At 66.0% G+C, this 26782-nt stretch carries 31 protein-coding genes; 30 read left to right on the top strand and 1 reads right to left on the bottom strand.

Annotation, left to right across the window (positions count from 1 at the left end; all coding sequences use genetic code 11):
* The 30 genes from flgC to KJ554_08580 all read left to right on the top strand — a co-directional run.
* Positions 1 to 323 (top strand): flagellar basal body rod protein FlgC (gene flgC, locus KJ554_08725; GenBank protein ID MBU0742415.1); only part of this gene is annotated, 323 nt, incomplete at its 5' end.
* Positions 324 to 352: 29 nt separating this feature from the next.
* Positions 353 to 655 (top strand): flagellar hook-basal body complex protein FliE, encoded by a 303-nt coding sequence (gene fliE / locus KJ554_08720; GenBank protein MBU0742414.1) that lies wholly within the window; start codon positions 353 to 355, stop codon positions 653 to 655.
* A gap of 53 nt (positions 656 to 708) precedes the next feature.
* Positions 709 to 2211, top strand: a complete 1503-nt coding sequence (gene fliF, locus KJ554_08715) for a flagellar M-ring protein FliF (GenBank protein MBU0742413.1) — start codon at positions 709 to 711, stop codon at positions 2209 to 2211.
* Between the two features lie 17 nt (positions 2212 to 2228).
* Positions 2229 to 3233: a flagellar motor switch protein FliG gene (fliG, locus tag KJ554_08710; GenBank protein MBU0742412.1), complete on the top strand. Its 1005-nt coding sequence runs from the start codon at positions 2229 to 2231 to the stop codon at positions 3231 to 3233.
* Entirely contained in the window at positions 3214 to 3903 is a 690-nt protein-coding gene (locus KJ554_08705) for a flagellar assembly protein FliH (GenBank protein MBU0742411.1), read from the top strand. Before fliG ends, KJ554_08705 begins: the two co-directional genes overlap by 20 nt.
* Entirely contained in the window at positions 3807 to 5213 is a 1407-nt protein-coding gene (locus KJ554_08700) for a FliI/YscN family ATPase (protein MBU0742410.1), read from the top strand. The genes KJ554_08705 and KJ554_08700 overlap by 97 nt, the downstream gene beginning before the upstream one ends.
* 6 nt (positions 5214 to 5219) lie before the next feature.
* Positions 5220 to 5648, top strand: a complete 429-nt coding sequence (locus KJ554_08695) for a flagellar FliJ family protein (GenBank protein ID MBU0742409.1) — start codon at positions 5220 to 5222, stop codon at positions 5646 to 5648.
* Positions 5645 to 6184, top strand: coding sequence for a hypothetical protein (locus tag KJ554_08690; protein ID MBU0742408.1), 540 nt, complete (start codon positions 5645 to 5647; stop codon positions 6182 to 6184). The genes KJ554_08695 and KJ554_08690 overlap by 4 nt, the downstream gene beginning before the upstream one ends.
* Positions 6184 to 7308 carry a flagellar hook-length control protein FliK gene (locus tag KJ554_08685; protein MBU0742407.1) on the top strand — a complete coding sequence of 375 codons (1125 nt, stop codon included), beginning with the start codon at positions 6184 to 6186 and terminating at the stop codon, positions 7306 to 7308. Before KJ554_08690 ends, KJ554_08685 begins: the two co-directional genes overlap by 1 nt.
* A 3-nt stretch (positions 7309 to 7311) precedes the next feature.
* Positions 7312 to 7959, top strand: coding sequence for a hypothetical protein (locus KJ554_08680; protein MBU0742406.1), 648 nt, complete (start codon positions 7312 to 7314; stop codon positions 7957 to 7959).
* A 43-nt stretch (positions 7960 to 8002) separates the two neighbouring features.
* Positions 8003 to 10099 carry a flagellar hook-basal body complex protein gene (locus KJ554_08675; GenBank protein ID MBU0742405.1) on the top strand — a complete coding sequence of 699 codons (2097 nt, stop codon included), beginning with the start codon at positions 8003 to 8005 and terminating at the stop codon, positions 10097 to 10099.
* 32 nt (positions 10100 to 10131) lie between these two features.
* Positions 10132 to 10365, top strand: a complete 234-nt coding sequence (locus KJ554_08670; GenBank protein ID MBU0742404.1) for a flagellar FlbD family protein — start codon at positions 10132 to 10134, stop codon at positions 10363 to 10365.
* A 31-nt stretch (positions 10366 to 10396) separates the two neighbouring features.
* Positions 10397 to 11182: a motility protein A gene (locus KJ554_08665; GenBank protein MBU0742403.1), complete on the top strand. Its 786-nt coding sequence runs from the start codon at positions 10397 to 10399 to the stop codon at positions 11180 to 11182.
* 57 nt (positions 11183 to 11239) lie between these two features.
* Positions 11240 to 11953, top strand: a complete 714-nt coding sequence (locus tag KJ554_08660; protein MBU0742402.1) for a flagellar motor protein MotB — start codon at positions 11240 to 11242, stop codon at positions 11951 to 11953.
* On the top strand, positions 11937 to 12458 hold the full coding sequence (locus tag KJ554_08655) for a flagellar basal body-associated FliL family protein (GenBank protein MBU0742401.1): 522 nt from the start codon (positions 11937 to 11939) through the stop codon (positions 12456 to 12458). Before KJ554_08660 ends, KJ554_08655 begins: the two co-directional genes overlap by 17 nt.
* 29 nt (positions 12459 to 12487) lie before the next feature.
* Positions 12488 to 13510, top strand: a complete 1023-nt coding sequence (locus tag KJ554_08650; GenBank protein MBU0742400.1) for a FliM/FliN family flagellar motor switch protein — start codon at positions 12488 to 12490, stop codon at positions 13508 to 13510.
* Between the two features lies 1 nt (position 13511).
* Entirely contained in the window at positions 13512 to 13934 is a 423-nt protein-coding gene (gene fliN / locus KJ554_08645) for a flagellar motor switch protein FliN (GenBank protein MBU0742399.1), read from the top strand.
* Between the two features lies 1 nt (position 13935).
* Positions 13936 to 14307, top strand: a complete 372-nt coding sequence (locus tag KJ554_08640; GenBank protein MBU0742398.1) for a hypothetical protein — start codon at positions 13936 to 13938, stop codon at positions 14305 to 14307.
* A 213-nt stretch (positions 14308 to 14520) separates the two neighbouring features.
* Positions 14521 to 15246: a flagellar type III secretion system pore protein FliP gene (fliP, locus tag KJ554_08635; GenBank protein MBU0742397.1), complete on the top strand. Its 726-nt coding sequence runs from the start codon at positions 14521 to 14523 to the stop codon at positions 15244 to 15246.
* A 13-nt stretch (positions 15247 to 15259) separates the two neighbouring features.
* Entirely contained in the window at positions 15260 to 15523 is a 264-nt protein-coding gene (fliQ, locus tag KJ554_08630) for a flagellar biosynthesis protein FliQ (protein ID MBU0742396.1), read from the top strand.
* A 9-nt stretch (positions 15524 to 15532) separates the two neighbouring features.
* Positions 15533 to 16318 carry a flagellar biosynthetic protein FliR gene (locus tag KJ554_08625; protein ID MBU0742395.1) on the top strand — a complete coding sequence of 262 codons (786 nt, stop codon included), beginning with the start codon at positions 15533 to 15535 and terminating at the stop codon, positions 16316 to 16318.
* Between the two features lie 79 nt (positions 16319 to 16397).
* Positions 16398 to 17459 (top strand): flagellar biosynthesis protein FlhB, encoded by a 1062-nt coding sequence (gene flhB / locus KJ554_08620; protein ID MBU0742394.1) that lies wholly within the window; start codon positions 16398 to 16400, stop codon positions 17457 to 17459.
* A 6-nt stretch (positions 17460 to 17465) separates the two neighbouring features.
* Positions 17466 to 19589, top strand: a complete 2124-nt coding sequence (gene flhA, locus KJ554_08615; protein ID MBU0742393.1) for a flagellar biosynthesis protein FlhA — start codon at positions 17466 to 17468, stop codon at positions 19587 to 19589.
* Complete coding sequence (locus KJ554_08610; GenBank protein MBU0742392.1) at positions 19567 to 20706, top strand: hypothetical protein; 1140 nt, start codon at positions 19567 to 19569, stop codon at positions 20704 to 20706. The genes flhA and KJ554_08610 overlap by 23 nt, the downstream gene beginning before the upstream one ends.
* 19 nt (positions 20707 to 20725) lie before the next feature.
* Positions 20726 to 21046, top strand: a complete 321-nt coding sequence (locus tag KJ554_08605) for a hypothetical protein (GenBank protein MBU0742391.1) — start codon at positions 20726 to 20728, stop codon at positions 21044 to 21046.
* A 73-nt stretch (positions 21047 to 21119) separates the two neighbouring features.
* Entirely contained in the window at positions 21120 to 22064 is a 945-nt protein-coding gene (locus KJ554_08600) for a FliA/WhiG family RNA polymerase sigma factor (GenBank protein MBU0742390.1), read from the top strand.
* Positions 22065 to 22099: 35 nt separating this feature from the next.
* Complete coding sequence (locus KJ554_08595) at positions 22100 to 22429, top strand: hypothetical protein (protein MBU0742389.1); 330 nt, start codon at positions 22100 to 22102, stop codon at positions 22427 to 22429.
* A gap of 29 nt (positions 22430 to 22458) precedes the next feature.
* Positions 22459 to 22950 carry a hypothetical protein gene (locus tag KJ554_08590; protein ID MBU0742388.1) on the top strand — a complete coding sequence of 164 codons (492 nt, stop codon included), beginning with the start codon at positions 22459 to 22461 and terminating at the stop codon, positions 22948 to 22950.
* Positions 22951 to 23062: 112 nt separating this feature from the next.
* Entirely contained in the window at positions 23063 to 24586 is a 1524-nt protein-coding gene (locus KJ554_08585; protein MBU0742387.1) for a sigma-54 dependent transcriptional regulator, read from the top strand.
* Positions 24587 to 24692: 106 nt separating this feature from the next.
* The gene (locus KJ554_08580) at positions 24693 to 25775 is read left to right on the top strand and encodes a PorV/PorQ family protein (GenBank protein MBU0742386.1); all 1083 of its coding nucleotides are present in this window, start codon (positions 24693 to 24695) and stop codon (positions 25773 to 25775) included.
* Between the two features lie 22 nt (positions 25776 to 25797).
* Here KJ554_08580 and KJ554_08575 read toward each other — a convergent pair.
* Positions 25798 to 26782 (bottom strand): LysM peptidoglycan-binding domain-containing protein (locus KJ554_08575; protein ID MBU0742385.1); only part of this gene is annotated, 985 nt, incomplete at its 5' end.

The following is a 26782-nucleotide window of genomic DNA, read 5'->3' as shown; positions in this document are numbered from 1 at the left end:
CCCTCCCCCGCCCCGAGCGCCGTCAGGGCGGCGGCATGATCACTACCGATCCCCGGCACATCGCCTCCGGCGCGGGGTCCGGCGGCGACGAAATGCCGCGCGGCGTCGCCATGGACGTGCAGACGGCGCCGGACGCTTCCGAATTCAAGGTCGTCTTCGATCCCGGTCATCCTGACGCCGACGAGGAGGGCTACGTCCTGATGCCCAACGTCAACGTCATCACCGAGATGGTGGACATGATCACCGCCAGCCGGGCTTACGAGGCAAACGTCTCGGCCGTCCAGGCTGCCAAGCAGATGTTCGCCAAGGCGCTCGACATCTAGCGGCCTGTCCTGTCCAGGGAGGAACGACGATGGCCATCAGCCCAGTGAGGATCCCGGGGGTCGTCGACCCGCGCCAGGTGTACGGCGGGGCGGGCGCGCAGCCGGCGACTGGCCCATCCTTTGCAACCAAACTTCAAGAGGCGATCCAGACGGTGGACCGCGCCCAGGACTTCCGCGACGAGATGATCGAGGGCGCGGTGTCCGGACGGGTGGGTGAGGTCCACGACGTGATGATCGCCGCCGAGGAGGCCCAGCTGGCTTTCGAGCTCATGCTGGAGATCCGCAACAAGCTCCTGGAGAGCTACAACCAGATCATGCAGATGCAACTGTGACGGGAATGACCCGACGGTCGAACGGGACCGCAGCGAGGAGCTGACGCGCAAACATGAGGCAACTGCTCGAGAACCTCAAGACGATCACCGGACGGTTCACGTTCAATCAGAAGATCCTGATGGTCGTGATCCTGGGCGCCGCCGTCCTGAGCGTGGCCATCTTCAGCGTCTGGCTGCGGAACGAGGAGAAGACGGTCCTGTTCACCAACCTCTCCCCGGAAGACGCGTCCATGGCCATCGCCGAGCTTAACAAGCAGAACGTCGAGGCAGAACTCACCAACGGCGGCACCACCATCATGGTTCCCGAAGGCGTCGTCCACCGGCTCCGGGTCGATCTGACCGCCAAGGGCATTCCCTCCTCGGGCACCGTGGGCTGGGGCATCTTCGACGGCAAGCAGTACGGCATGACCGAATTCGTACAGAACGTGAACTTCAAGCGGGCGCTGGAGGGCGAGCTGACCAAGACCATCGAGTCCATCAACGGCATCCGGGCGGCGCGCGTGCATCTGGTCATGCCCAAGCCGTCCATCTTCAAGAAGATGCAGTCTCCCGCCACGGCCTCGGTGGTACTCACGCTGGGAAGCGGCAGCGCGCTCTCAGCGCATCAGATCCGGGGCGTGCAGAGCCTGGTGGCCGGCAGCGTCGAGGGCCTCGAGATCCCGAACGTCTCGGTGCACGACCAGTACGGTGTCGTGCTGTCCGAGAACTTCGACAACGAGGGCGCCGCCAGGTCCGAGGGCCAGCTGGCCTTGAAGAAGGAAGTCGATGCCTACCTGGCCGACAAGGCCCAGGGCATGCTCGCGCATGTCCTGGGCCAGAACCGATCCATAGTGCGCGTGGACGCCACGCTAAACTTCGAGCGGCTCGAGCAGCAGCGCAAGATCTTCGACCCCGCGCAGACGGTCGTCCGCAGCGAGGAACGCAACGAGAGCACCGAGGGCGAGGGCGGCAGCAACGAGCAGTCGACCACGAACTACGAGATCAACGAGACGATGGAGACGGTGGTCGGCGAGATCGGCGGCGTCAAGACGATGTCCGTGGCCGTCTTCGTGGACGGCCGCTACGAACCGGCCGAGCAGGGCGGCGCGGCCGTCTACACGCCCCTGCCCGCGGAGGAACTGCAGCAGATCGAGCGCATCGTGCAGACGACCGTGGGGCTCGACACCGCCCGTGGCGACCGCATCGAGGTCGTCAACATGCGCTTCCAGGATCCCGTGGCCGTGCCTCAGGAGACCGGACTGATGGCCGCCCCCCTGCTCCAGTCGCTGCCGCAGACCATCGGCAAGTTCCTGCTGTTCGGGCTCGTCGTGTTCATGGCATTCCGTCTGAAGAATGCCCTGGGGCGCATGATGGGACAGGTCTACGTGCCGCAGGGTGCGCAGGCGCCGAGCGCGGAGGCCGAGAAGACCGACATCCTGGAAACCGACAAATCGGTGGTGACCCTGGAGAACAAGCTCAAAGAGGTGCGCGAATTCGCCGGGGCAAACCCGCAGGATATCGCGGACCTGGTGCAGGCCTGGGTGGGCGAATCCGAGAGCATGGCGTCTTCCAAATGAGACATGGAGCTTGAGCCTTGGCTGAGAATGCTACGTTGCGCAAGGTGGCGATCCTGATGATCTCGCTGGGGCCGAAGGTCGCCGGCCAGGTCATCAAGCGCTTGCCCGAGGATCTGCTCGAGAAGATCACCGCGGAGATCTCCGAAGTCAGCCTCATCGGGACCGATGACAAGGCCGAGGCCCTCGAGGAGTTCATCGACCTGCGTCGCCGTTCCTCGGGCGTGGAATTCGGCGGCGAGAACTCGGCCCTGGAGATCCTCGAGGAGGCCCTGGGCAAGCGCCAGGCGGACACCGTACTCAACCGCGCCACCGGCTTCAGCGACATGCAAGGCTTCGACAACCTCAAGCGCGTCGACAACCTGACGGTCATGAACTACCTGAAGAACGAGAACCCCCAGACCATCGCCATGGTGCTGGCCTACGTGGATCCCCGCAGCAGCGGTCCCATCATCCAGATGATGCCGGCGTCGCTGCAGGGGGCCATCGCCCATCGCATGGCGACCCTGGGCAAGCCGAATTCCCAGGCCCTGAAGATCGTCGAGGAGACGATCAGCGGCCTCGTCCGGGACGAGATCGCCGGCGAGACCCGCTCCTTCGGCGGGCGCAAGCAGGTGGCGGCCATCCTCAACGAGATCGATCAGGAATCCTGGCTGGAGATCATCGACGACGTGCGCGAGATCGACGACGAGTGCGCCACGGAGATCAAGAACCTCATGTTCGTCTTCGAGGACCTGATCAATCTCGACGATCACTACATCCAGGAGATCCTCAAGGAGGTCAAGGGCAAGGAACTGGCCACGGCGCTGAAGGGGACACCCAGCAACATCAAGGAGAAGATCTTCAAGAACATGTCCAAGCGCGCCTCGGCGGGCATCCGGGAGGATATGGAATACATGGGGCCGGTTCCCATCCAGGAGGTGGAGGAGTCCCAGCAGAAGATCGTGTCGGTCGTGCGCCGGCTGATGGACGAAGGCGTGATCGTTCTCGGCAGGGGGGGCGGCGGTGCGTCAATGGTCACCTGATGATCTGTTCGACGAGGCCGTCGCCATAGCCGCTGCGAAGGATTTCGTCCCGGCCGCGGAGACGGACATCCGCACCCTCGATTTCGTGGAGGATTTCCCGCGCGACGGCATGACGAGCTTTCTGAACCGCCTCGAGCCGCACGAGCGCGACGCTCTCTACCACATGGTGGATGCCGAGATCCGGGCCGAGATCTCCCGCGAGCTCGCGCGGGAGAACGAGCGCTGGCGCGGGCAGGCGGACGCGTTCCTCGCCAAGCTGGCGGAGAGCCTCGAAGGGAAGATCGACGAAGAGCTGACCGCGGTGGCCCGCAACGCGGTCGAACTGTCCCTCGCCATGGCGGAGCAGGTGACCCGGCGCACGATCGAGCTGGACAGGGGAGCGGTCCTGAGGGCCATCGAGACGATCATCTTCCGCGCCAAGCGGGGCACCAAGTTCACCGTCATCGCCCATCCCGAAGACACGCATTTCCTCAATCACCGGCCGGACGAGTTGACATCGCTCAACATCGTGGCGGTCGAGTCGGATCAACGCATCGAGCGCGGCGGCTGCGTCATCACATCCGACGGCCAGGAATGGGATTTCACCGTCGACGGCCGCTTCGAGAAGCTCTCAGAGATCGTCCGCGAAAGCATTCTGGACACGATCGAAACGCGGGAGGAGCCCGCTTGAGCCTGCCCTGGGCGGAGACCATCCACAAGGTGCGCCGCACGGACACCGTCCGCGTCACCGGGACGGTCGAGAACATCGTCGGACTCTCCATCGAGGTCCGGGGTCTCAGCGCGTCGGTGGGCTCGGTCTGCCGCATAGACATCGGCCGTTCGCGGCTGCCCGTGATGGGCGAGGTGATCGGGTTCCGCTCCGGGCGCGCCCTGGTGATGCCCTACCAGACGCTGACGGGAATCGCGCCGGGGCAGAAGGTGGCGGTCGTCTCCAACCGCCTCACCGTGCCTGCGGACGAATGCCTCCTGGGGCGGGTGCTCGACGGTCTGGGTCGACCCCTCGACGACGGACCGCCGCTTGACCGGGTGAACGAGCGTATCGTCATCGCGCGGCCGCCCCGGGCCCTGCAGCGCCGGCGCATCACCGAGCCCTTCGTGACCGGCGTGCGCTCCATGGATGCCCTGGTCAGCGTGGCCCGGGGACAGCGCATGGGCATCTTCGCGGGCAGCGGCGTGGGCAAGAGCGTCTTGCTGGGCATGCTGGCACGCAACGCGGCTTCCGACGTGAACGTGGTGGCCCTGATCGGCGAGCGCGGCCGGGAAGTCCGCGAGTTCATCGAGCGCGATCTGGGCCCGGAGGGGCTGGCCCGCAGCGTGGTGATCGTCGTCACCTCCGACGAGAACGCCGTCCTGCGCGTCAAGGGCGCCGAGACGGCCATGACCATCGCCGAGTATTTCCGGGACCGCGGCAGCAACGTCCTCTTCATGATGGATTCCATCACCCGCTACGCCATGGCCCTGCGCGAGATCGGGCTGGCGATCGGCGAGCCGCCCACCACGAAAGGTTACACGCCGTCGGTGTTCGCCGCACTGCCCAGGCTCTGCGAGAGGGCCGGGTGGACCGAAGAGAACTCGATCACCGCGTTCTTGACCGTGCTGATCGAGGGCGATGACGAGAACGACCCGGTCGGCGACGCCATGCGCTCGATCCTGGATGGCCACGTCATGCTTAGCCGGGACCTAGCGCGTCAGGGACAGTATCCGGCCATCGACGTGCTGGGCAGCGTGTCGCGGTTGCGCGACGCGGTCGTCGACGACACCGTCCTGGCGGCGGGCATCAAGGTCATGCGCTGGCTCAAGGCTCTGGAGGAGAACCGGGACCTGATCAACATCGGCGCGTATGTGGCCGGTTCCGATCCCCTCGTCGATGCGGCTCTCGCGAAACAGGACGCCCTGCGCGCCTTCCTCTGCCAGGACGTGGCGAACGCCACGGATTGGCAGGGGGCTCTATCTGACGTGATGGCATTGGCTTCGGAGTGATGAGTGATGTTCCGGTTCAAGCTGTCGAAAGTGCTCCGTTACCGCCGTCGCCGCCTGGAGGCCGAGGCACGAAAACTGCATGCCATCGAGTCCGCCGCGCAGGCCCTGGAGCGTGAGAACGCCAGGATGGCGAAGCGCTGCCGGGAACTGGCCCTGGCCGAACAGCCGGCCGTCACGAGCGCGGTCCTCGGGCACAAGCGCAGGCTCACGGAATTCACGAGAGGACAGGGATTGATGATCCTCCGCAACGAGGAGGAGGTCCGGTCCATCCGCAAGAGGGCCGACGTGCAGCGTCGGATCCTGTTGGCCGCTCAGCGCGACAAGCGCGTGCTGGAGCTGCTGCGGGACCGACACCTGGCGGCATGGACACTCCGGCAACGCCGCCTCGAGCAGAAACGCACCGATGAGATCGCATCCCGCGGGAGCTGCAGATGAGCACGAAGTCGCTCGCCATCGTTTCCAGCCTGACGTTCCTGGTGATCTTCGGGATCATCCTGATCACAAACGGTCTGCTCCAGGAAACCGTGCGCGAACTGAGCCGGAATGCGCTGAGCGACGCCGACGATACCGACCAGGAAGCGGCCACGCTGATCTTCGCCAACCTCGCGCGCGATAGGGACAAGCTGCAGCGCGAGAGCGAGGGCCTCATCGGTTACCAGACCGAGCTCGAGATCGAGGAGAAGAACCTTGTCGCCCGGGAGCAGAAGATCCTCGCCATGCTCGCAGATCTGGAGACGGCGCAGCTCGGCTATAACCGTGGCCGCGATGCTCAGGCCGCGAAGCTCTCCAAGGTCTACGAGGCCATGAAACCGGCCAGTGCGGCGCCCATCCTGGCGACCCTGGATCTGGACATCGTGCTGCAGATCCTGGCCAACATGAAGGACCGCCAGGCCGCCAAGATCCTGGCCAACATGAATCCGGGGCTGGCGGCGGAGATCAGCACCCGCCTGAGCGCGAGGGGAAGCGGTTGATGAACGGAGTCGGCAGCGCAGGCGCCTTCGTCGCTGCGCGCGAAGCACACGAGAAGAACCGATCCGACATCGCCGTCGCCGTGGCCATCGCCGCCGATCAGGGCGGCTTCGCGCGCATGCTGGGCGCGGAGCGCAAGAACAGCGGCGAACGGTCCGAGGAGCGGCCACGCGACGCGGCCAGATCCGAGACGGATCGTCAGCCGGCGGAAACCCGGCCTGCGGCGAGACGTGCGGCCCCGCGCGACCCTGGGGCCGTCCCTGGGCGCAAAACGGAGACCAAGGCGGACGACAGATCCTCGCCCGACAAGGCCCGGCGACGCGCCGCCACCGACGCGGGTCCAGGGCAGAGGTCCGCGACCCGGACCGGCGTCGCGTCGACCACCAGACAACCGGCCGCGGCGCAGCTGCCCGGGAGCCAGGCACTCCTCAACCGGGCGGCGGTCACGACCGGGTCGCCCGTCGCCGCGCGGACGCCAGCGGCGACTGTTCCGGGACCCGCGACCGAGGGTCCGCTTCAGGCTCACGGTGCCGCGCCGCAGGTATCGCCGGCGCAGGCGACCGATTCCGCACGGGCGGGCGTCGCATCGGGGGGGCCCGAGCCGGCGCAAATCGATCAGGGCATCCAGACCGTGACGGTCGACGCGGCCGTGCAGCAGCTCTCGGAGGCCATCGCGCAGGCCGACGGGCAGAAGCCCTCCTCCGGGTCGCTCCCGCCGGGTGCAGCGCAACCGGAAATCCCGGCGCAGCTGGCCGAGCAGGTCCGCGCCCAGGTCGTGACCCAGCTGGCCGGGAAGCTGGGCGGTCTCGGCGGCAAGGGATCGCTGCGCCTGACGCTGTCGCCGCCCGAACTGGGGCGCGTCGAGATCCGCTTCACGCGCGTGGGCGCCAGGCTGCAGCTCACGTTCCAGGTGGAATCTGCGGCTGCCGCCCGCGCGCTGCAGGACGGGACGGGCCATTTGCAGGAGCTGTTGCTGGGCAGCAAGTCGCCCTGGCAGCAGATCGAGGTCGTCGTCGTACGTGAAGACGATGAGGCGGAGGAACAGGACGAGAAAGGCCGGGGACGGCGTTCCCGGCGGGACGACGAAGAACGGGATGCGCGGAACCAGGACGAGCAGGGAGGTTGATCGATGAACGTGAGCCCGGTCAGCAGCAGCGCCACCACGTCCAGCACGACGGCGAGCGGCGCCGCTTCCGAGCAGGACCAGTTCCTGCAGCTGCTCATCACGCAGATCCAGAACCAGAACCCGCTGGACCCGCTGGACAACGCCCAGTTCACCTCTCAGCTGTCGCAGTTCGCGATGCTGGAGGAGCTCCAGCAGATGAACACCAGCCTCGAACAGAACATGGTCTATTCGCAGTCGCTGAACAACACCATGCTTCTCGGCCTGGTCGGCAAGCACGCCGTGGTCGAGGGCGATGGGGTGAGCGTGGCCGCAGGCGAGGTCTCATCCAGCCAGGTGCAGGTCCCGGCCACGGGCCTCGCCACGATCGAGGTCCTGAACGAGAGCGGCACCGTCGTCGCGACCTACACGCGCGAGGTCGCACCGGGCTGGAACGACGTGACCTGGGACGGGCGCGAGGACGACGGCGACGCCGCAGGGGACGTATCGTACACGGTGTCGATCAGTGTCGCAGATCGTGGGGGAAACGGCATTTCAGCGGTCACCTACATGTCGGGAATCGTGGAGAGCATTCGCTTCGAGAACAACCTGGCCCTGCTGCACATCGCCGGGCGGGATTACTACGCTTCGGAAATAGCCAAGGTGGGCATCTAGCTCCAGCCGCCGCAAAGGCGAGCCAGAGGACAAGGAGGACCTCATGCTTCGATCCCTCTACGCAGGTATCTCGGGTCTCAGCGCCAACGCAATCGAGCTGGATGTGATTGGCAACAACATCGCAAACGCCAACACCGTGGGGTACAAGTCCTCCCGCGTCACCTTCCGGGAGATGCTGAGTCAGACCATCCGGCCGGCCTCGCGGCCGGTCTCGGGCGGGCGCGGCGGCATGAACCCCCAGCAGATCGGGCTGGGCTCGTCCGTGGGCAGTATCGACGCACGCTTCGCACAGGGCCACCTGCAGACCACGGGGCTGGCGAACGACCTGGCGCTGCAGGGCGACGGGTTCTTCATCCTGAGCGACGGCTACGGCAGCTACTTCACGCGGGCAGGCGCCTTCGGGCTGGACGCGCAGGACTACCTGGTCGATCCTTCGACCGGCATGCACCTGCAGGGCCTGATGGCGGATGCCACCGGACAGATCACCAACGGCCAGTTCGGGGACCTGTTCATCGATCCCAGCATGACCGTGCCCGCCGCCGCCTCGAGCAGCGTCCGCCTGTTCGGCAATCTCGACGCGGCTTCCGAGGCCCAGGGCGACATCCTGGAAACGTCGCACTTCATGGCGGCCGCGGCGGGCGGCGACCTGCTGACGGCGCTCTACGCGCAGAACGGCGACGCCATGGGCCTGGTCGCCGGCGACGAGATCGCCCTGACCGGCATGATCGACGACGGCGGGGCCACGCAGATCTCGGTGCCCGGCTTCGAGGTGGGCAACCCGGGCCTGACCATCGACGATCTGGCCGCCTGGATCGTCTCCACGCTGGAGTCGTTGCCGGAATTCGCCGCGGGCGAACTGGCCGTCGCCATCGCCGCGGACGGCTCGCTCGAGCTGACCAACAACAGCGGCACGGCCTCCCTCCAGAACCTGCAGCTGACCGTTCCCAGCCGCTCAGACTTCAACCAGACCTTCCGCTTCACAACCTCCATCGGTCCGGGCGGCACGGGCACCACCTTCGATGCGGTGCGCGAGGCGGGCCAGGCACGCGCGGCAGCGACGTCGGACGACCTGATGGTCGAACTCTACAACAGCAACGGCCAGAGCCTCGGCCTGAACGTGACGCCCTCGAACCCGGCCACCAACATCAGCATCAGCGGATCGGTCGGGGAGACCCAGACAGCATCGCACAGCATGGTCGTGGACGACACGACCACGGTCGGGGACCTGCTCACCGGCCTGCAGATCGCCTTCGGCATCTCCAGCGAGCCCGTGTCCATGAACGCGGACGGCGAGATCGTCATGCGGGGGGAGACCGGCACGGAGAATGCCCTGGGACAGCTGGACATCCGCGAGGTCGGCGAGGTCAATCCGGTCTTCGAGACCTCCTTCAACTTCGCCCAGATCCAGGAAGCCTCCGACGGGCAGGACTTCACGGCGTCGGCCGTCGCCTACGACTCCCTGGGCGACGTCCACACCGTCCAGTTCACCTTCACCAAGGTCGTGGGCAGCAACGAGTGGAACTGGGTGGCGGAGCTCGAGGGCGACGAGGAGATCGTCGATGGCGGCACGGGGACCGTCAGCTTCACGGACGCCGGCGAGATCATCGCCTTCCGCTATACCGACGATGCCGGCGGCTTGACCTTCCGGCCCCAGCCCACGGGCGCGGTGGGCGCCCGGGAGATCACGCTGCAGATCGACGCGGGACAGTTCGGCGATTTCAACGGCCTGACCCAGTACGCCGCCCAGGGCGGCCTGCAGTCGATCACCGACGGCTATACCGTGGGCCAACTGCTCGACTACGAGATCAACACCGACGGCATGATCATCGGTCGTTTCTCCAACGACACGGTGCAGACCCTGGCCCAGATCGGCATCGCACGGTTCCCGAACTACCAGGGCCTGCAGCGCAGCGAGGGCAACACTTTCCAGTCCAGCGGCAACTCGGGCTCGGCCATGCAAGGCCTGGCCGGGGGCGCCAGCGGGACCTTCATCGTCTCCGGCTCCCTCGAGGGCTCCAACGTGGACCTGACGCAGGAGCTGACGAACATGGTGGTGGCGCAGCGCGCCTTCCAGGCCAACGCCAAGGTCATCACCACCGGCGACCAGATCATGCAGGAGATCATCTCGATGTTGCGGTAGTCGGCTCGCGTCGGCGTGAGGAGTAGAACCAGATGATAAACGTGACAAAACTCAACGGCAGTCGGCTCGTGATAAACGCCGATCTTGTCGAATTCATCGAGAGCACGCCGGACACCCTGCTGACCCTGACCACCGGCCGCAAGGTCATGGTCAAGGAGGACATGGAATCGGTCGTGCAGCGGATCGTCGATTATCGGCGACTGTCGTGCAGCCACCCGGTCCCTGTCGGCGGTCCGGACAACGTGTTCGACAGCAACAAGTCTTAGCGCGCGCCGAGCGCGAAACGAAGGGCATGTCGTGGATTTCGCAACACTGATAGGCGTCGTCGGTGCTGGCGCGTTGATCATGTGGGCTATCCTGATGGGCGGCTCCATCACCCAGTTCATCAACGTGCCGTCGCTGATCATGGTCGGCGGCGGCACCATGATGGCCCTGCTCGCCAACTACCCGCTGTCGAGGGTCCTGGGCATGCTCGCCATCCTGAAGAAGACCCTCACGGTCGCCACCAGCGATCCCCTGGCCTACATCGGCAAGCTGGTGGGGTACGCCGAGCAGGCGCGCAAGGAGGGCATGCTGGCTCTCGAGGAGCACGCCGAGAACGAGGAGAACGAGTTCCTGCGCAAGGGCCTGCGCCTGGCGGTCGACGGCAACGATCCCGCGCTCCTGAAGCAGATCATGCAGACGGACATCGATCAGCAGCAGGCCCGCCATCTGGAGGGCCGCAAGATCCTGGAGTCCGGCGGCACCTTCGCGCCCGCTTTTGGCATGGTCGGCACCCTGGTCGGCCTGATCAACATGCTCGCGACACTGGACGATCCCAGCACCATCGGCATGGGCATGGCCGTCGCCCTGCTGACGACGTTCTACGGCGCGGTCATGGCCAACGCCTTCTTCCTGCCGCTGGCGGGCAAGTTGGAGTCGCGCTCGCGCGAGGAGGTCCTCATACGCGAGATGGTCATCGAGGGCGTGATGGCCATCCAGAGCGGCGATTCGCCGCGCATCGTCGAGGAGAAGCTCAAGTCGTTCCTGATGCCGTCGGTCCAGCAGAAGCTGGAGGCGGCGAAGGACGGCCTGGCGGCATGAGCGGAGACGCGAGACGCCATGTCTAGGAAGTGCAAGTGTCCGCCCCAGGAGAGGGGAGTGCCCGGATGGGTCGTCACCTATGGCGACATGATGTCGCTGCTGCTGACCTTCTTCATCCTGCTCGTCAGTTTTTCGTCCATCCAGGAGACCAAGTTCAAGGAGGCCATGGAGTCGCTCCAGGGCGCGCTCGGCGTGCTCCAGAAGTACACGACGGCGATAGACTTCAGGACCCTGCCCGTCTACGAGGAGCGCCAGACCGACAACAGCGAGATCTACTACCAGATCAAGAAGCTGGAACAATTCCTGCTCGACGAAGGAATCGATCAGGCGGTGGAGATCGAGGTGACGGCCGACGGGATCAGGCTTCGCGTCGTCGATTCGTTCCTCTTCCCTTCGGCGCGGGCCGATCTGCAGCCGCAAGCGATGAAGCTGCTCGACAGCATCGCCGGCATGCTGGACGGCATGGGCACGGACATCACCATCTCGGGCCACACCGACTCGGTGCCCATCCACACGGCGCGCTTCCCGTCGAACTGGGAGCTGTCCGCGGCGCGGGCCATCGCGGTGGCCCGCCGGTTCCAGGAGGTGGGCGTGAATCCGCAGCGCATGAGCGCCGTGGGCTACGGGGAGTTTCGCCCGCTCGACAACAACGCAACGACGGAAGGCAGAGCCGCCAACCGGCGGGTGGAGATCTTCCTGAAGATGGAAGAAGCGGAAGACACTCCGACACAAGGGTTACCACTGGAAAGCGCAGGTGAAGACAATGGTTGAGGAAGAGAAGGAACCGACCGAGACCAAGAAGTCCGGGGGCGGCCCCCTGGACAACAAGATCGTCATGTTGGTCGCCATCATCGTGACGCAGGCCGTGATGGCCGTCGCGGTGACGCAATTCGTGATCGCACCGAAGCTGAAGACGCTGGCAGGCGACCCGGCGGGAAAGACGGCGCAGGTGGAGATGTCGCAGCCCAAGCAGGGCGTCCTGGTCGGACTCAACGAGGTCGTCGTCACCCTGCGCGATACGGGTCCCACGACCAGCTACCTGCGCATCAAGATCGATCTCGAAGTGACCGACGGCAAGGTGGCGACGATGGTCGAGCAGCGGCTGCCGCACCTGCGGGACATCGTGATCCTGTCGCTGTCCAACAAGTTCTCCACGGACCTGAAGTCCATGGACGGCAAGGCGGCCCTGAAGTCCGAGCTGTTCCGCAAGCTCGGCGACACGCTGCCCGCCGGCAGCCTCATGAACATCTACTTCTCCGACATGGTGGTCCAATGACCGCCTGCGGATGACGGCATCGGAGCGCGATGAGCGACGAGACCAACACCACCAGTGCCGAGATCGACGATCTGCTCGCCGGAGACGCCGATGGATCCCCCGCCGGGAACGAAGGCGCGGTGTTTCCCGGGGCGTCCCCGGACAGAGCGGATATGAGCAAGGGGTTCTACAGCGGGGACTCTTTCGATTTCAGCCTGCCCCAGAACATATCGCGTCAGTTCGAGAAGAACCTGCTGACGCTGTGCGAGAGTTTCGCCAAGTCGGTATCGCTGGCCTTCACGAGTCAGCTGCGGGCCAACACGGCGATCCGCTTCGCCAAGCTCGACCTGTGCACCTACGGAGACTTCGGCGCGGGCCTGTCGGACCTGACGGCCGTCAGCATCGTCTCGCTGCCGCCGCTCGGCGGCTACGCGCTGGTGCACTTCGACCTGGACATGATGTATCTCATGATCATGCGCCTGCTGGGCGGTCCCATCGAGCAGGTGTCGATCGAACGCAGGTTCACGGACATCGAGCTGGGCGTCGGCCGCATGATCACCGAGCGCATCCTGAGCGATCTGCGGAGCGGCGCCGCGAAGCTGGTCGAGCTCAACCCCGAGTTCGTCCATCTGGAGAACAACCCCAACTACCTGGGGATCATCGCCACCAACGATCCTGTCGTCGTCCTGAACTTCGACATCTGCATCGAAGACCTGCAGGGGCCGTTGCGGATCTGCATCCCCATGAACGCCTTCGAGCCCGTCTGGGACAGGTTCGATCCCGAGGAGATCTCCGAGTACCGGTCGGCGGCAGAGGTCAAGCGCGACCGCATGATGCTCTTCGAAGCGATCAAGGGGACCACGGTCGATGTCGTGGTGAAGCTCGCCGACATCAGCCTGACGTTCCAGCAGATCCTGGAACTGAAGGAAGGGGACACCATCCCCCTCTTCAAGTCCCTGCAATCGCCCCTCGAGCTCGAGGTGCAGGGCAAGCCGATGTTCAGGGGCTTGCCCGGGAAATTGAACCAGAACCGCGCCCTGAAGTTGACCGAAAGACTTGCCGAGGAGGCATGACATGTCCCCTGAGCTCAACACGAACGTGAACGAGGCGACGGCGCAGGATTCCGCCGTCGCCGTGGAGATGCCGCCCAAGACGGAGACGCCGCCCGCCGGCACCGCAGCGCATCAGGTGGAGTCGAACTCGCTGGAGGACGATCTGGCCGCCGCCGCGCCCGACGTGCAGAACATAGGCGTGCTGCTCGACATCGACATGAAGGTCACCGTCGAGCTGGGACGCGCCAAGCTGAAGATCCGCGACATCATGAACCTCAGCCCGGGATCGGTGGTAGAGCTCGGCAAATCACCGGCCGAGCCGGTCGACATACTCGTCAACGGCGTCCTGCTGGCCCGCGGCGAGGTGGTGGTCGTGGACGAGCATTTCGCGGTCCGGATCAACAAGCTGTTGAGCCGGGGCGAACGGATCCGGAAGCTCATCTGAGATGATTGCTGCACGTTTCATCCTGGCGACGGCAGCGCAACCCGGCGCGCCATCATGGTGGAAGCTGATCGGCGCCTTCCTGATCGTCTTCGCCCTGCTGATCGTCTTCCTGAAGCTCCTGGGCCGCATGCAGCGCGGCGGCGGCGGGACCGAGGCCTCTTTGCTGCGCATCCACGCGCTGGGACCTCGTCGCAGCGTGGAGGTGTTGCGCTGCGGCGAGACGGTCTACACCCTGTACCGCAGCGACCAGGCCATGGTGCTGCTGTCCCAGGAACCCTTCGATCCCCGTCGGCATGCGCCGCCGCCGCCGTCACCGGCACTGGCCGGCTGGCTGGACCGCCTCCGAGGCACCGACCGCCGACACCGCGGCTGAGCTGTCGCGATCCTAACCAGTCTTGACCGGAAGTCTGCCGCAGCGGTCTGCGCAAGCTTCTTCCATCTCCGTAACTCCTAGGTGGACAGTGACCTGCACCATTCATGCCTGGCACGGCCATTGCGTGGACGTCCCGGTTACCGTCGACATCGGGAGGGCTGCGCCTTGAATCGTCGTCTCGGATACATCTCGTGCGGAGTGCTGCTGGCCGTGATGCTGCTGGGGTCGCCCGGCCACGCCCAGGAGCCGGCGGCCGCGGCGCCCGGCAGCATCAACCTCTCGCTGGGCGACATGGATGGAGCCGCGCGCCTCGACGTGGCGGTCGAGATCGTCCTGCTGATGACTCTGCTCTCGCTGGCCCCGGCGCTGCTGATCCTGCTGACCAGCTTCACACGCATCATCATCGTGCTGGGCTTCCTGCGCCAGGCCATGGGCACGCACCAGATGCCGTCGAACCAGATCCTGATCGGACTGGCCCTGTTCCTGACCTTCGTGGTCATGGGACCGGTCTTCCAGCAGATCAACACCGAGGCCATCCAGCCCTACCTGGCCGAGGAACTGAGCCAGCAGGAAGCGCTGGCGAAGGCCAAGGAACCCCTGCAGACCTTCATGCTCGGCCAGGTGCGCGAGAAGGACGTCGCGTTGTTCCTGGACCTGACGAACCAGGAAGCCCCCGCGGAGCCCGCGGATCTGCCCCTGCTGATCGTGATACCGAGCTTCGTGCTGGGCGAGCTGAAGATGGCCTTCCAGATCGGCTTCGTGCTGTTCCTGCCGTTTCTGATCATCGACATGGTCGTCGCCTCGGTCCTGATGTCCATGGGCATGATGATGCTGCCGCCGGTGCTCATCAGCCTGCCCTTCAAGGTGCTGCTATTCGTGCTGGTGGACGGTTGGTACCTGATCGTCCGCTCGCTGGTGATGGCCTTCCAGAACGGGTGAGTGAAAGGACGTCATGACTCCCGAATCCGTGGTCGAACTGGGGCAGCTGGCCCTGCGCACGACGCTGCTGGTCGCCGGCCCCATGCTGGCCGCCGGCATGCTGGTCGGTCTGACGATCAGCATCTTCCAGGCGGCGACGCACATCAACGAGATGACCATGACCTTCGTGCCCAAGATCATCGCCGTCTTCGTCGTGCTGATCCTCGCCCTGCCCTGGATCATCCATCAGCTCACGTCCTTCACCCTGGGCATCTTCGAGCGCATCGGCGCCATGTAGGAGCGCGACGTGCAGGTATCGCTGGATCTTACCTGGGTGGTCGTGGGGTTGATCCTGACCCTGCGCCTCTCCATCCTGGCCGCCCTGCTGCCGCTGCTCTCGGGCCTGTCGGTGCCGCCGGTCTGGCGCCTGGCGCTCGCGGTCTGCCTGGCCGCGGCCACCGCGCCGGCGGTGGCCGCCGAGCTTGCACCCGCCGCCTTCGATCTCACCTGGCACGGTCTGCTGGCCGAGGGCATGCGCTCGCTCGTCGTGAGTGCGCTGCTGACCTTCGTGATCGGCATACCGTTCGCGGCCGTGCGTTTCGCGGGCACCATGATCGGCGTGCAGATCGGCTTCGGTATGGTCAACACGCTCGACCCCCAGAGCGGAGGGCAGCTCTCGGTGCTGGCCAACCTGTACTACCTGCTGGCCGTGCTGCTTTTCTTCGCCCTCGACGGCCATCACGCCCTGATCGGTGCCATGGTCAATTCGTGTCGTCTCGTACCGCCGTTCGCGCCGCTGGAGGTGGCGGCGGGCTCGTGGCTGGCCGCGGAGGGCTTCGCCGCCTTCTTCGCCATCGGGCTGCGGGTGGCGGCTCCGGTCATCCTGGTGCTGCTGCTGGTGAGCGTGGCCATGGGTTTCATCGTCAAGACGGTGCCCCAGATCAACATCCTGGTCGTCGGCTTCCCCATCAAGATCGCCGTGGGCCTGGCTGCCCTCGGCGTCTCCCTGACCTTCTTCAACCAGGTGTTCCAGTCGCTGGTCGGCGGCATGGAACAGGAGATCGTGTCCCTGCTGGGTGCGCTGCAGGGTTGAGGAGCGGCCCGTGAAGATCGTGGTTGATCTGGACGTATAGCCGGCCGGACCGGCGCAGCGAGAGAGGAGGTGAGGAACCATGGCGGACGCACCCGGAGGCGAGCGGACCGAGCGCGCGACACCTAGACGGCGCGAGAAGGCCCTGGAGAAGGGGCAGGTCGCGCTCAGCCAGGAAGTCAACAGCGCGCTGGTGCTGCTGGTCGGTTTCTCGCTGCTCTTCGCGGGGGGCCGCCACATGCAGCAGGTGCTCGGCGAGAACGCCCGCTACCTCTTCGGCCAGCCCCACGCCTTCCTGCTCGAGAACCCGTTCGCGCTGGTGGAAATGGCGACGGCCAACCTGGGCGTGATCCTGGCGGCGCTCGCGCCCCTGATGCTCGGCATCCTCGTGATCGCCTTCATGGCCAACGTGCTGCAGGTGGGCTGGAAGGTCAACGTCAGCGCCATGGCCTTCCGTTGGGACAACATCAATCCCGTCAACGGCATCAAGAACGTCTTCAGCAAGCGCGCCGCCTTCGACCTGGCCAAGAACGTCCTGAAGATCGCCCTGATCGGCCTGCTGTCCTGGTACACGGTGGCCACGCTGGGCACCGAGATGCCGGGCGCCGCGGAGCTCCCCGTAGAGGGTATCCTGGCCCTGGGGTTGAAGACCATGGCCAGGCTGGCCTATCGACTGGTGGCCTTCCTGGCGGTGCTGGCCCTGCTCGACTGGGTCTTCCAGAAGTGGCAGCACGAGCAGAAGCTCATGATGACCAAGCAGGAGCTCCGCGAGGAACAGAAGGACATCGAGGGCGATCCCCAGGTAAAGGCGCGCATGCGGTCGATCCAGCTGGAGGTCATGCGCAAGCGGATGCTCGCGGAAGTCCCTCGCGCCGACGTGGTCGTCACCAATCCGACCCACTTCGCAGTGGCCCTGCGCTACAGCGCGGGCGATATGGCGCCGCGGGTCGTGGCCAAGGGGCAGGACAGTCTCGCCGAGACCATCAAGCGTATCGCACGGGAAAACAGGGTTCCCGTACTCGAGAACAAGCCCTTGGCACGGGCTCTGCATAAGATCGTGGAAGTGGGTGCTTTCATTCCCGACGAGTTCTACCAGGCGGTGGCCGAGGTGCTGGCCTATGTCTACCGCCTCAAGCGGTCCTGATAGGAGGTGAGCGGCTTGGAAGATGCCAGGGGCATCGACAGGGACCTGATCCTGGCCAACAGCAACGTGCTGAGCGCCCTGGCCGTCGTATCGGTCATCGGCTTGATGATCATGCCCGTGAAACCCCTCGTCCTCGACCTTCTGATCACTTTCAACATCGCCTTCGCCGTGGTCATCCTGCTAGTGTCGCTCTATTTGAAGGAACCGCTGCACTTCTCCAGCTTCCCCTCCCTGCTGCTCATTGTCACCCTCTACCGGCTGGCGCTGAACGTGGCGTCGACCCGCCTGATCCTCAGCAAGGCGGCCGCCGGCAAGGTCATCGCCAGTTTCGGCGATTTCGTGATTGGCGGGAATTATGTCATCGGTGTCATAGTCTTTGCCATCCTGGTGATCGTCCAGTTCGTCGTCATCACCAAGGGCTCGGGCCGCATCGCCGAAGTGGCCGCCCGGTTCACTCTCGATGCGATGCCCGGCAAGCAGATGGCCATCGACGCCGACCTCAACGCCGGACTCATCAACGAGGTGCAGGCCAGGGAGAGGCGCGCCAAGGTGGCGTCCGAGGCGGAGTTCTTCGGCGCCATGGACGGCGCCAGCAAGTTCGTGCGCGGTGACGCCATCGCCGGCATCATCATCACCCTGATCAACATCATCGGCGGCTTCGTCATCGGTATGCTGCAGATGGGCATGAGTGCGGGCGAGTCCATGCGCCAGTTCATGGTCCTGACCGTGGGCGACGGGCTCGTCACCCAGATCCCGGCCCTGCTCATCTCCACGGCGGCCGGCATGGTGGTGACGCGTTCCAGCGGCAGCTTGAACCTCGGCCAGGCGCTCACGATGCAGATCTTCAAGCAACCCAAGGCCGTCTATCTGGCCTCGGGGACACTGGCCGTGTTCGGCTTGATACCCGGCTTGCCGACGTTGCCGTTCCTGGGCCTGGCCGCGGCCTTCGCGGTGGTCGGGCGCTTCGTCTCGGGCCGCGTGCGGAACGTGGAGAAGCAGCAGGAGGAATCGCTCGCCGTTGAGGAGGCCGATCAGGCGGCCGGGGCGCAGGAGAGCCGCAGCATCCGCGAGCTTTACGTGACCGACGCCCTGGAACTGGAACTCGGCTACGGCCTGCTGCCCCTGGTCGACGAATCCCGCGGGGGCGACCTCCTGGTCCGGATCACGAACATCCGCAAGCAGATCAGCGCCGAGCTCGGCATGATCATTCAGCCGGTGCGTGTCCGGGACAACCTCCAGCTCGGCGCGAGCGAATACGTGTTGAAGCTCAAGGGCGTCGAGATATCCCGCGCCGAGTTGCGGCCCGATCGGCTGCTCGCCATGAGCACCGGCGGCGAGGGCGGGGAGAAGCTCGAGGGGATCGCGACCGTGGAGCCGGCCTTCAAGCTGCCCGCGATCTGGATCGACAAGGGCCGCAAGGCGGCCGCGGAGATGGAGGGCTACACCGTCGTCGAACCGACGGCCGTGTTGGCCACCCACCTGTCCGAAACCATCCGCAACCACGCCGACGAGCTCATGTCCAGGCAGGACGTGAAGGACATGTGCGAGACGGTACGCGAATTCGCGCCCGCCTTGATCGAGGACCTCATCCCCGACAAGGTCCCGGTGAACACGCTGCACAACGTCCTGCGGGGTTTGCTGCACGAGCGGATCCCCGTCAAGGATATCGTCACCATCCTCGAGACGCTCGCCAACTACGTGGGCGGCAACACGGGCACGGACCTGCTGCTGGAGAAGGTGCGCGAGTCCCTGCGCCGCACCATCAGCGGGCTGTACGTGGAGCCCGACGGGAACGTCTACGCGGTCACGCTGCACCCGGAGATTGAATACCAGCTCGGTCAGGCCGCGCAGGAATCGGACAAGGTCGGCGCGGTCGTGCTGGATCCCCTGCTGGCCCAGGTGTTCCTGGAACGTCTGGAACGCACCCTCCAGGTCGTCTACAGCCGGGGCAAGCCGCCGGTCCTGCTGGTGCCGACGCCCATGCGGCTCTTCGTGAAGAGATTGATCGAGCCCACGTTCCCCAGTCTGCCCGTGATGGGCTACACGGAAGTAAACGCCAACACGAACGTTCAGTCGGCGGGAATCGTTTCCACCCAGGGAGTGAGAGATGCGCAGCAAGCGACGGCCTGAGACGTCCATGCACAAGGTTACAGGCCCCACCCTCCGCGAGGCCCTGCACAATGCACGCCGGGAGTACGGCGAGCAGGCCTGCATCGTCGATACCAGGACCGTGACCCGGCGGGACGGGACCGGTCTGGGCAGCACGCGGCTCATCGAAGTCTCGGTAACCCGGCCGGGGGCCGTCGCCGCGGCCGCTCCCGCCGAGACGCGCGAAGAGACCCGGTCGGACTACACCCGGGCGATCGCCGCGGAAGTCGAGCGCATAGAGGATCTGATCGATGCCCTCCGCGCGGGCCAGAACGGGCGAGCCGGGACGGACAAGGCGTCAGTCGGGGCCTATCCCCTCGGCCGCCAGCTGCTCGCCGCCGGAGCCTCGCTGCCCGCCGTCCGCCATCTGCAGCGCCTGTACCGGGCCGAGACCGGGGGCGGCGATTCCTATGAGTCGGCCCGGGAACACCTGGCGGGTTTGATACGCACCAGCAATGGCGGCTGGCGCGATCTGGCCGGGTGCCACCTCTTCCTCGGCGGTCCCGGCGCCGGCAAGACCGACCTCGTCCTCGCCGTCGCCGCCAGGCTCAAGAAGATGAAGCGGCGCATCCTGGTCCTGATGTACGCGCCGCGACACGGGGGCGAGATTCGCCGCCTGCAGGAGGAAGCCTCCGCGCGAGGCTACGACGCCGCAATTCTGCGCGATGCCGAGCAGCTCTCCGGGGGTCTCGAATACTTCGCGCAATACGACGCGATACTCATAGACACGCCCTCGCTGTGCGCCGGCGCCCTCGCAGACGAGGAACTGCACCGCGTGCTCGCAGGACAGGAAGAGGTGCATCGACACCTGCTGCTGCCTCTGGATGCCGATCTGGCCGAGCGGGAGCGGGCCTGGGCCGAGGCGAGAACCTGGAACTGCGACTGGCTGGCGCTCACGCGGCTGGACCTGACGGCGCGCGCGGGAAAGCTGATCGACATCCTGCTCGCGGCGCCCTTGCCGCTGTCGTTGGTCAACGGCGGCGCCTGGCCCGGGCCCGGCGCCGAGATCGCAGCGCCCGCACGCTTGCTGGCCCGGATCCTGGACGCTGACCCGGCAGGAGCCGCCGTCGCGGCCACCGGGGAAGCGACCGCCAGTTGAGAGCCCGGAAGGTCAGTGCATGAAGCAACTCGTCAACACCACGGCCCTGGCTGCAGCCTTCGCAGCCATCTGTTTCGCGCTTTTTCGCGACTACGGGCTCCTGGCCACGCTCAAACGGGCGGCCATCGCCTACTTCGCCTTCTACGGCGTAGGCGCGATCCTGGTCATGATCTTCAGGGCCGGCATCCAGGACGACTGGATTCGCGAGGACTGGGCCAGGCGTCAAGCCCGCCTGGCGGCCGAGGAGACCAAGCGCGCGGAAACCGAGGCGGCGCGCCTGGATGAGATGAAAAGACGCAAGGCGGAACGCAAACAGCACCTGATCGGCGAGAAGAGGTAAGCGCCGTTGCGTCTGTCGGGCACGGAAACTGCAAACAACGGGTGACCCCCAATACGAGACAACGAGGCCACATATGCTTAAGACCGATGCGATCGCCCACCTGGATCTCTGGGTGCGACTGGAAGAAAGCCGAGACGAGGCGGCACGCCATGAACTGGTCGAACTCTACGCGCGTGTGGTCAAGTACGTAGCGGGTCGCATGGCCATCGGCCTGCCCCACTACGTGGATCACAAGGACCTGGTCTCCGCCGGCCTGCTGGGCCTCATCCAGGCCGTGGACAACTATGACTACCGGCGGGGCAACAAGTTCGAGACATACGCGATCCCTAGGATCCGTGGTGCCATCCTCGACGAGTTGCGAACGCAGGACTGGTTCCCGCGCTCGCTGCGTCGCAAGGCCCGCCAGCTGGAGAGCGCCTACAACCGGCTCGAAGCCCGTCTGGGCCGCCCGTCGACGGACGAGGAGCTGGCGGCCGAGCTCGGCGTCTCGCGCGGCGAGTTGACCACGATGATGGACGAGGTCGCCGTGGCGACGATCGTCTCGCTGGACGCGGACGGATCCGACGACGACGACAGCTCGACGCTGGGCGACTACCTGCCCGATACCCGGACACCCGACGCCGAGACCTGTGTCTCCGCGGAGGAGATGCGGAGCCTGATCGCCAGCAGCCTGGGGGAGCTCGCGGACAAGGAGCAACTGGTGCTGGTCCTCTATTACTACGAGGAGCTCACCCTCAAGGAGATCGGCGAGATCCTGGACGTCACCGAGTCCCGCGTGTGCCAGATACACACCAAGGCGATCCTGCGTCTGCGCGGCAAGATCCAGCGCAGCGAGGGCCGGAAGTCCATCGACCGGCTGAGCCGGGAGATCCGCGAACAGCGGGATGATGCTGCGGACGTCGTCGTCGCCAAGCAGGACCTCTACGCCAAGATCAACATCATGGCGGGGCTGGCCCTGCCGCCGATGATCAAGCTGGCGGCGGTCCTGATGGATCTGGACGTGCCGCTCAGGACCTAGCACGCGCGGGCGCCGAGCGGTGCAGGAGGTGAGACGTGACAAGCGATGGATTTTCCATCAAGACCACCATCAGCCAGCTAGCCAACGTGGCCCGCGCCCAGGTCAAGGGCCAGTCCACGCAGCCAGCGACCCCCGCCGTGGAGAAGCTGTTGAAGCACGACAAGCGCGTGGACCGGATCAAACGCAACGAAGAGGTGCTGAAGCAGAAGGTCGATCCCGATCGCGAGCGCGGCCAGGACGGCGCGCCGGGCAGGGAAGCGCAGAGCGAGCCGCAGGAGAAGCCCGCCGGCGAGCTGGAAACGCGAACTGCGCCCGACGAGACCGAGAACGCGGGCAAGGGCGCCATGTTGGATACGAAGGCCTGAGGACTCACCAGTCGCACGAGGTGTCATCGATGGATCTGGACATTCTCAACCTGCTCGAGAGCGGCAACAAGACCATGGCCTGGCTGGGCGCAGTGGCCCTGGCGGCAGGCGGCACGGCCATCATCGTGGCGGTATATATCCAGCTTCAGCGCTGGCGATTGCGGCTGCCCGGGCTGACCTGGCCCCCCCGCCCGCCGTGGCGGAAACCGGAGGCGGCGGAGGGTGCGGCGCGGCTCCGCCCGCGCGATGCCTCGGCGTCGCCCGAGGTGAAAACGGTGTCCATCGAGGCGGGTCTGGCCGCTTACCGCGCGGTCCGGGACGCCGGACAACCGCACCCCGGCCGCATGGCGAAGGAGGAACAGGGACTGGAAGCTCTCGATGCGCTGCTGCGCCGCTTGCACAGAGCCGCCAGCGCCCTGGAGGAGATCGCGCTCAAGAGCGGCCGCCTCTCCGGGGCCCACGTGGCCTACGACTCCTTCGTGACCGGACTGGACGTGGAGTACCTGCACCGGCAGAACTGACCGCCCAACTGACATTCGATGCACACGAGCGGTCGCAGTGCTGGCGTCCGCTCGTCTTATGTGCTAGTGTACCCGGCGATTGCAGGCCCAAGGACATTAAGTCGCACCTGACATGGCGACTGACAGGTCAGCAGGAGGGATCGCCTTGCTCCATACCGTGGCCGTGCTGGGACGCAGACCGGCGCTGTTCAAGACGGTGGCCGACTGGCGGCTGCCGGACGTGCGGTTCACCCTTCACGACTCCCCGTCGGAAGCCCTGGCGGTCTTCGCCGAGGGTACGGGCTCACTGCTCATCTTCGACACCACAGGTTATCACCGCTCGCGGCACGTCGTGGAGAAGTTCCTGTCGCTGCGGGGCGATGCCGACCTCATCGTGCTCGGCGAGCCCGCGGTCCTCTCCGGTCTGCAGGACAAGTCCCACCGGGGTGCCCTGCGGCGTCTCGCGTCCACCGTCCCCGCCGACGAACTGCGTCTGGAGGTGGAACGGCTGCTCAAGCTGCGCGACGTGCGCAACCGCAGCGGCATCGTCGGCCGCTCGCGCGCCGTCAACCAGATGATCGCCCTGATCGCGCAGGCCGCGCCGCTCGACGTGAACGTGCTGGTCCTGGGGGAGAGCGGTACGGGCAAGGAGCTGGTGGCCCGCGCCCTGCACCAGCACTCGCCGAGACACGACATGCCGTTCGTGAGCCTGAACTGCGGCGCGTTGAGCGAAGGCGTGCTCGAGAGCGAGCTCTTCGGCCATGCCAGGGGATCTTTCACGGGCGCGGTCGGCAAGCACGAAGGGGTCTTCAAGCGCGCGGACGGCGGCACGCTCTTCCTGGACGAGGTGGCCGAGCTCCCGCTCGGCATGCAGACCCGCTTCCTGCGCGCCCTCGAGACCGGCGAGTTCACCCCCGTGGGCGGCACCCGTCTCGAACGCAGCGACATCCGCCTGGTCGCCGCCACCCACCGCGACCTTGCGCAGGAGGTCGAAACCGGCCGCTTCCGCCAGGATCTCTACTACCGGCTGCGGGTCGTGGTCATCCCGACGCCGCCTCTGCGCGACCGTCGCGAGGACGTCCCCATTCTGGCCCAGACCTTCATCTCGCAGGAGAACAAGGAACACGGCTTCTCGCTGCGCGGCATCGCCCGGCCGGCCCTGGAACTGCTGAGCGCCTATACCTGGCCCGGCAACGTCCGGGAGCTGCGCAACGTGATCCGTTCCATGGCTGTCTTCAAGCAGACGGGCATGATCGAGACGGCCGACCTGCCAGAGGAGGTGCTCACGGGCCACGCCCTGGGCCAGCCATCCAACCTGCCTGTGCCGATCACGAAGAGCATGGCCGGCCTGGAGATGGAGTTCCTCATCGCCACGCTTCTCGAACTGCGCAGCGACATGAAGCGCATTCTGGGCCTGCTGCAGGGGGGCGATCGAGTCTCCGTTCCCTTCAATGGCAAGGTGGTCGATACCTTCGCCGGGGAGGCCGGCTACTCGATCGAGCCCAGCGGCGGCGACGGTAACCTGGTCAGCGCCGAGCGCGCCCTGATCGAGCGCGCCCTGGCAACCACCAGCGGCAAGCGTCGGCTCGCCGCCGAGAAGCTGGGCATCAGCGAGCGGACCCTGTATCGCAAGTTGAAGAAATACGGATTGCGTTGAAGTCGCACAGGGGGCTTGGCCCTGGCTGCGACGTTGGCGTATAATGTCGGCTAGGCCGGCCGTACCGGATCGGCTCTTGTCACCCCTGGGATTGCGAGGATCATCCATGCTGTTCACCGGTTCCAGCCGGACGCATATCAGCGCACCGTTCGCCTGCGCTCTGGCCTCGATCCTGTTCGTCGCGGCATCGCCGACGGACGCCCTGGCCGACAAGTACGCCGGCGCCTTCATGGAGGACGGGGGCGGCGCCAGGGCGCTCGCCATGGGCGGGGCGTTCACGGCCGTGGCCGACGATCCGTCGGCCGCCTTCTGGAATCCGGCCGGACTCGTGGGCACCGACGGCCGCAACCTGCTGCTCATGCATTCCGAGCGATTCGGCGACCTGATCGACCGCGATTACGTGTCCTACGCTCAGCCCGTGGGCTGGTCGCTGCTCGGCGGCGAGGACGGCGCATTCGCCTTCTCGACCATCCGGCTCGGCGTCGACGACATACCGATCACCGACCATCTCTTCGACCAACTCGACACCAACGGCGACGGCACCGTGACCGACGACGAACTCCAGGGCCTGTTCGCCATCCAGGATCAGATCAAGTTCACCAGCGATTCCGAACTGGCGCTGTTCGCCAGCTACGCCGAGCGCAAGGGCGACTGGCAGCTGGGCGGAACCGTGAAGTTCATCCGCCAGAGCGTCGGCGCATACTCGAGCCTGGGGATCGGACTGGATCTGGGCGCCCTGCGCCGCGGGATCTGGCGCGACCTGGATTTCGGCTTGAAGCTGCAGGACGCCACCCAGACCTATCTCTCCTGGTCGGGGCCCGGCGGTTATTCCAAGAACGAGGAGATCGCGCCCGCGATCGTGCCCGCTCTGGCCTACAACCTGAGCCTGCCGAAATGGGGCGCGCGCATCACACTGGCCACCAGCGCCGAGACGCGCTTCGAGAACCGGCAGGACGCCGACCAGTACCATACAGGTTCGCTCAGCACGAACATCCACTTCGGCGGCGAACTGGCCCTGCATGAAAAGGTCTTCCTACGGGGGGGATTCGATTCGGGCTGGTCGCTGGACGACATCACGATGGGGGCGGGTTTCCGTGTCGCCATGCTGACCATCGACTACGCCTACGCCGGCGACGTGCTCGATATCGACCAGGAGACGCACCGTGTCTCCATCACCGCCCATTTCTAGGCAACGGACCTCCCGCCGACCGTCACGGTTGAGGAGGTCTGTACGCGTAGACCTTCTGTCCCGGCTTGATCAAGCTCGTATCGTGCAGGTTGTTCACCCGGCGCAGGTGGCGCAGGCTGACGCCCAGCTTGCGCGCGATGCCGCTGAGCGTGTCGCCGCCCTGCACGCGGTAGCTGACCCGCTCGTACCCGCTGGGCGGGACGTAGTGGCCACTGGCGGCCACCCGCTGCTCGGCACGATCGGCCAGCACGGCGGGCACGGGGATGAGCAGCTTGTCGCCGGGGTGGATCAGCGCCACCTGGCGGATGCCGTTCAGCTCGGCGATGTCCGTCACCGACGTGCCGTACCTTTCGGCGACGGCGCTCAGCGTTTCGCCCCTCTGCACCGTGTGCCGGCGCCAGGTGAGACGCTCGGCCATCGGTATCGCGCGCAGCTTTTTCATGCAGCGCGTACCCGTGCCGGGGGGGACCCGGACGGGGTACTCCCCGGCGCCCGGAGGAGTGGCCTGCCTCAGCAAGGCGGGGTTCAGGGCGACGACGTCCTCCTTCGCCACGCCGGCGCATTCCGCGATCAGGCTGAGATCTGTGGCGTCGGTCACGTCGATGACGTCGTAGCCCAGCTTGCTCACGAGCGACGGGTCGAAGCCGAAAGCGAGGGGATCCTCGCAGATGCGCGCCACGGCGACGAACTTGGGCACGTGGTTGCGGGTCTGCCAGGGCAGGTGGAGATCCCAGAAATGGTCGTGTCCGGCTAACCGGATGGCCTGATCGACGCGGTGCTCGCCGGTATTGTAGGCGGCCAGAACGAGCGCCCAGTCCTGGAAATGATGGTAGAGCTGCGACAGGTAGGTGACGGCCGCCCGCGTGGCCAGCTCTGCATCGCGCCGTTCGTCGACCCACCAGTCGCACCGCAGGTGATAATGACGGGCGGTACCCGGCATGAACTGCCAGGGACCGACCGCTCCCACGCCGGAACGGGCGTGCGTGTTGAAACCGCTCTCGATCATG

This window comes from bacterium, from assembly GCA_018814885.1.
Lineage (GTDB): Bacteria > Krumholzibacteriota > Krumholzibacteriia > LZORAL124-64-63 > LZORAL124-64-63 > JAHIYU01.
This window is presented reverse-complemented; position numbering and strand designations above follow the sequence as displayed.

Bases quoted from the DNA above. Each gene is read 5' to 3' on its own strand.
- KJ554_08640 (MBU0742398.1), top strand. From the start codon at position 13,936: ATGATTGCTGCACGTTTCATCCTGGCGACGGCAGCGCAACCCGGCGCG.
- KJ554_08700 (MBU0742410.1), top strand. From the start codon at position 3,807: ATGGGATTTCACCGTCGACGGCCGCTTCGAGAAGCTCTCAGAGATCGT.
- KJ554_08610 (MBU0742392.1), top strand. From the start codon at position 19,567: ATGCGCAGCAAGCGACGGCCTGAGACGTCCATGCACAAGGTTACAGGC.
- KJ554_08580 (MBU0742386.1), top strand. From the start codon at position 24,693: ATGCTGTTCACCGGTTCCAGCCGGACGCATATCAGCGCACCGTTCGCC.
- KJ554_08680 (MBU0742406.1), top strand. From the start codon at position 7,312: ATGAACGTGAGCCCGGTCAGCAGCAGCGCCACCACGTCCAGCACGACG.
- fliP (MBU0742397.1), top strand. From the start codon at position 14,521: ATGCTGCTGGGGTCGCCCGGCCACGCCCAGGAGCCGGCGGCCGCGGCG.
- fliQ (MBU0742396.1), top strand. From the start codon at position 15,260: ATGACTCCCGAATCCGTGGTCGAACTGGGGCAGCTGGCCCTGCGCACG.
- fliF (MBU0742413.1), top strand. From the start codon at position 709: ATGAGGCAACTGCTCGAGAACCTCAAGACGATCACCGGACGGTTCACG.
- KJ554_08670 (MBU0742404.1), top strand. From the start codon at position 10,132: ATGATAAACGTGACAAAACTCAACGGCAGTCGGCTCGTGATAAACGCC.
- KJ554_08650 (MBU0742400.1), top strand. From the start codon at position 12,488: ATGAGCGACGAGACCAACACCACCAGTGCCGAGATCGACGATCTGCTC.
- KJ554_08600 (MBU0742390.1), top strand. From the start codon at position 21,120: ATGCTTAAGACCGATGCGATCGCCCACCTGGATCTCTGGGTGCGACTG.
- flhB (MBU0742394.1), top strand. From the start codon at position 16,398: ATGGCGGACGCACCCGGAGGCGAGCGGACCGAGCGCGCGACACCTAGA.
- fliN (MBU0742399.1), top strand. From the start codon at position 13,512: ATGTCCCCTGAGCTCAACACGAACGTGAACGAGGCGACGGCGCAGGAT.
- KJ554_08695 (MBU0742409.1), top strand. From the start codon at position 5,220: ATGTTCCGGTTCAAGCTGTCGAAAGTGCTCCGTTACCGCCGTCGCCGC.
- KJ554_08690 (MBU0742408.1), top strand. From the start codon at position 5,645: ATGAGCACGAAGTCGCTCGCCATCGTTTCCAGCCTGACGTTCCTGGTG.
- KJ554_08585 (MBU0742387.1), top strand. From the start codon at position 23,063: ATGGCGACTGACAGGTCAGCAGGAGGGATCGCCTTGCTCCATACCGTG.
- KJ554_08685 (MBU0742407.1), top strand. From the start codon at position 6,184: ATGAACGGAGTCGGCAGCGCAGGCGCCTTCGTCGCTGCGCGCGAAGCA.
- KJ554_08675 (MBU0742405.1), top strand. From the start codon at position 8,003: ATGCTTCGATCCCTCTACGCAGGTATCTCGGGTCTCAGCGCCAACGCA.
- fliE (MBU0742414.1), top strand. From the start codon at position 353: ATGGCCATCAGCCCAGTGAGGATCCCGGGGGTCGTCGACCCGCGCCAG.
- KJ554_08590 (MBU0742388.1), top strand. From the start codon at position 22,459: ATGGATCTGGACATTCTCAACCTGCTCGAGAGCGGCAACAAGACCATG.
- KJ554_08605 (MBU0742391.1), top strand. From the start codon at position 20,726: ATGAAGCAACTCGTCAACACCACGGCCCTGGCTGCAGCCTTCGCAGCC.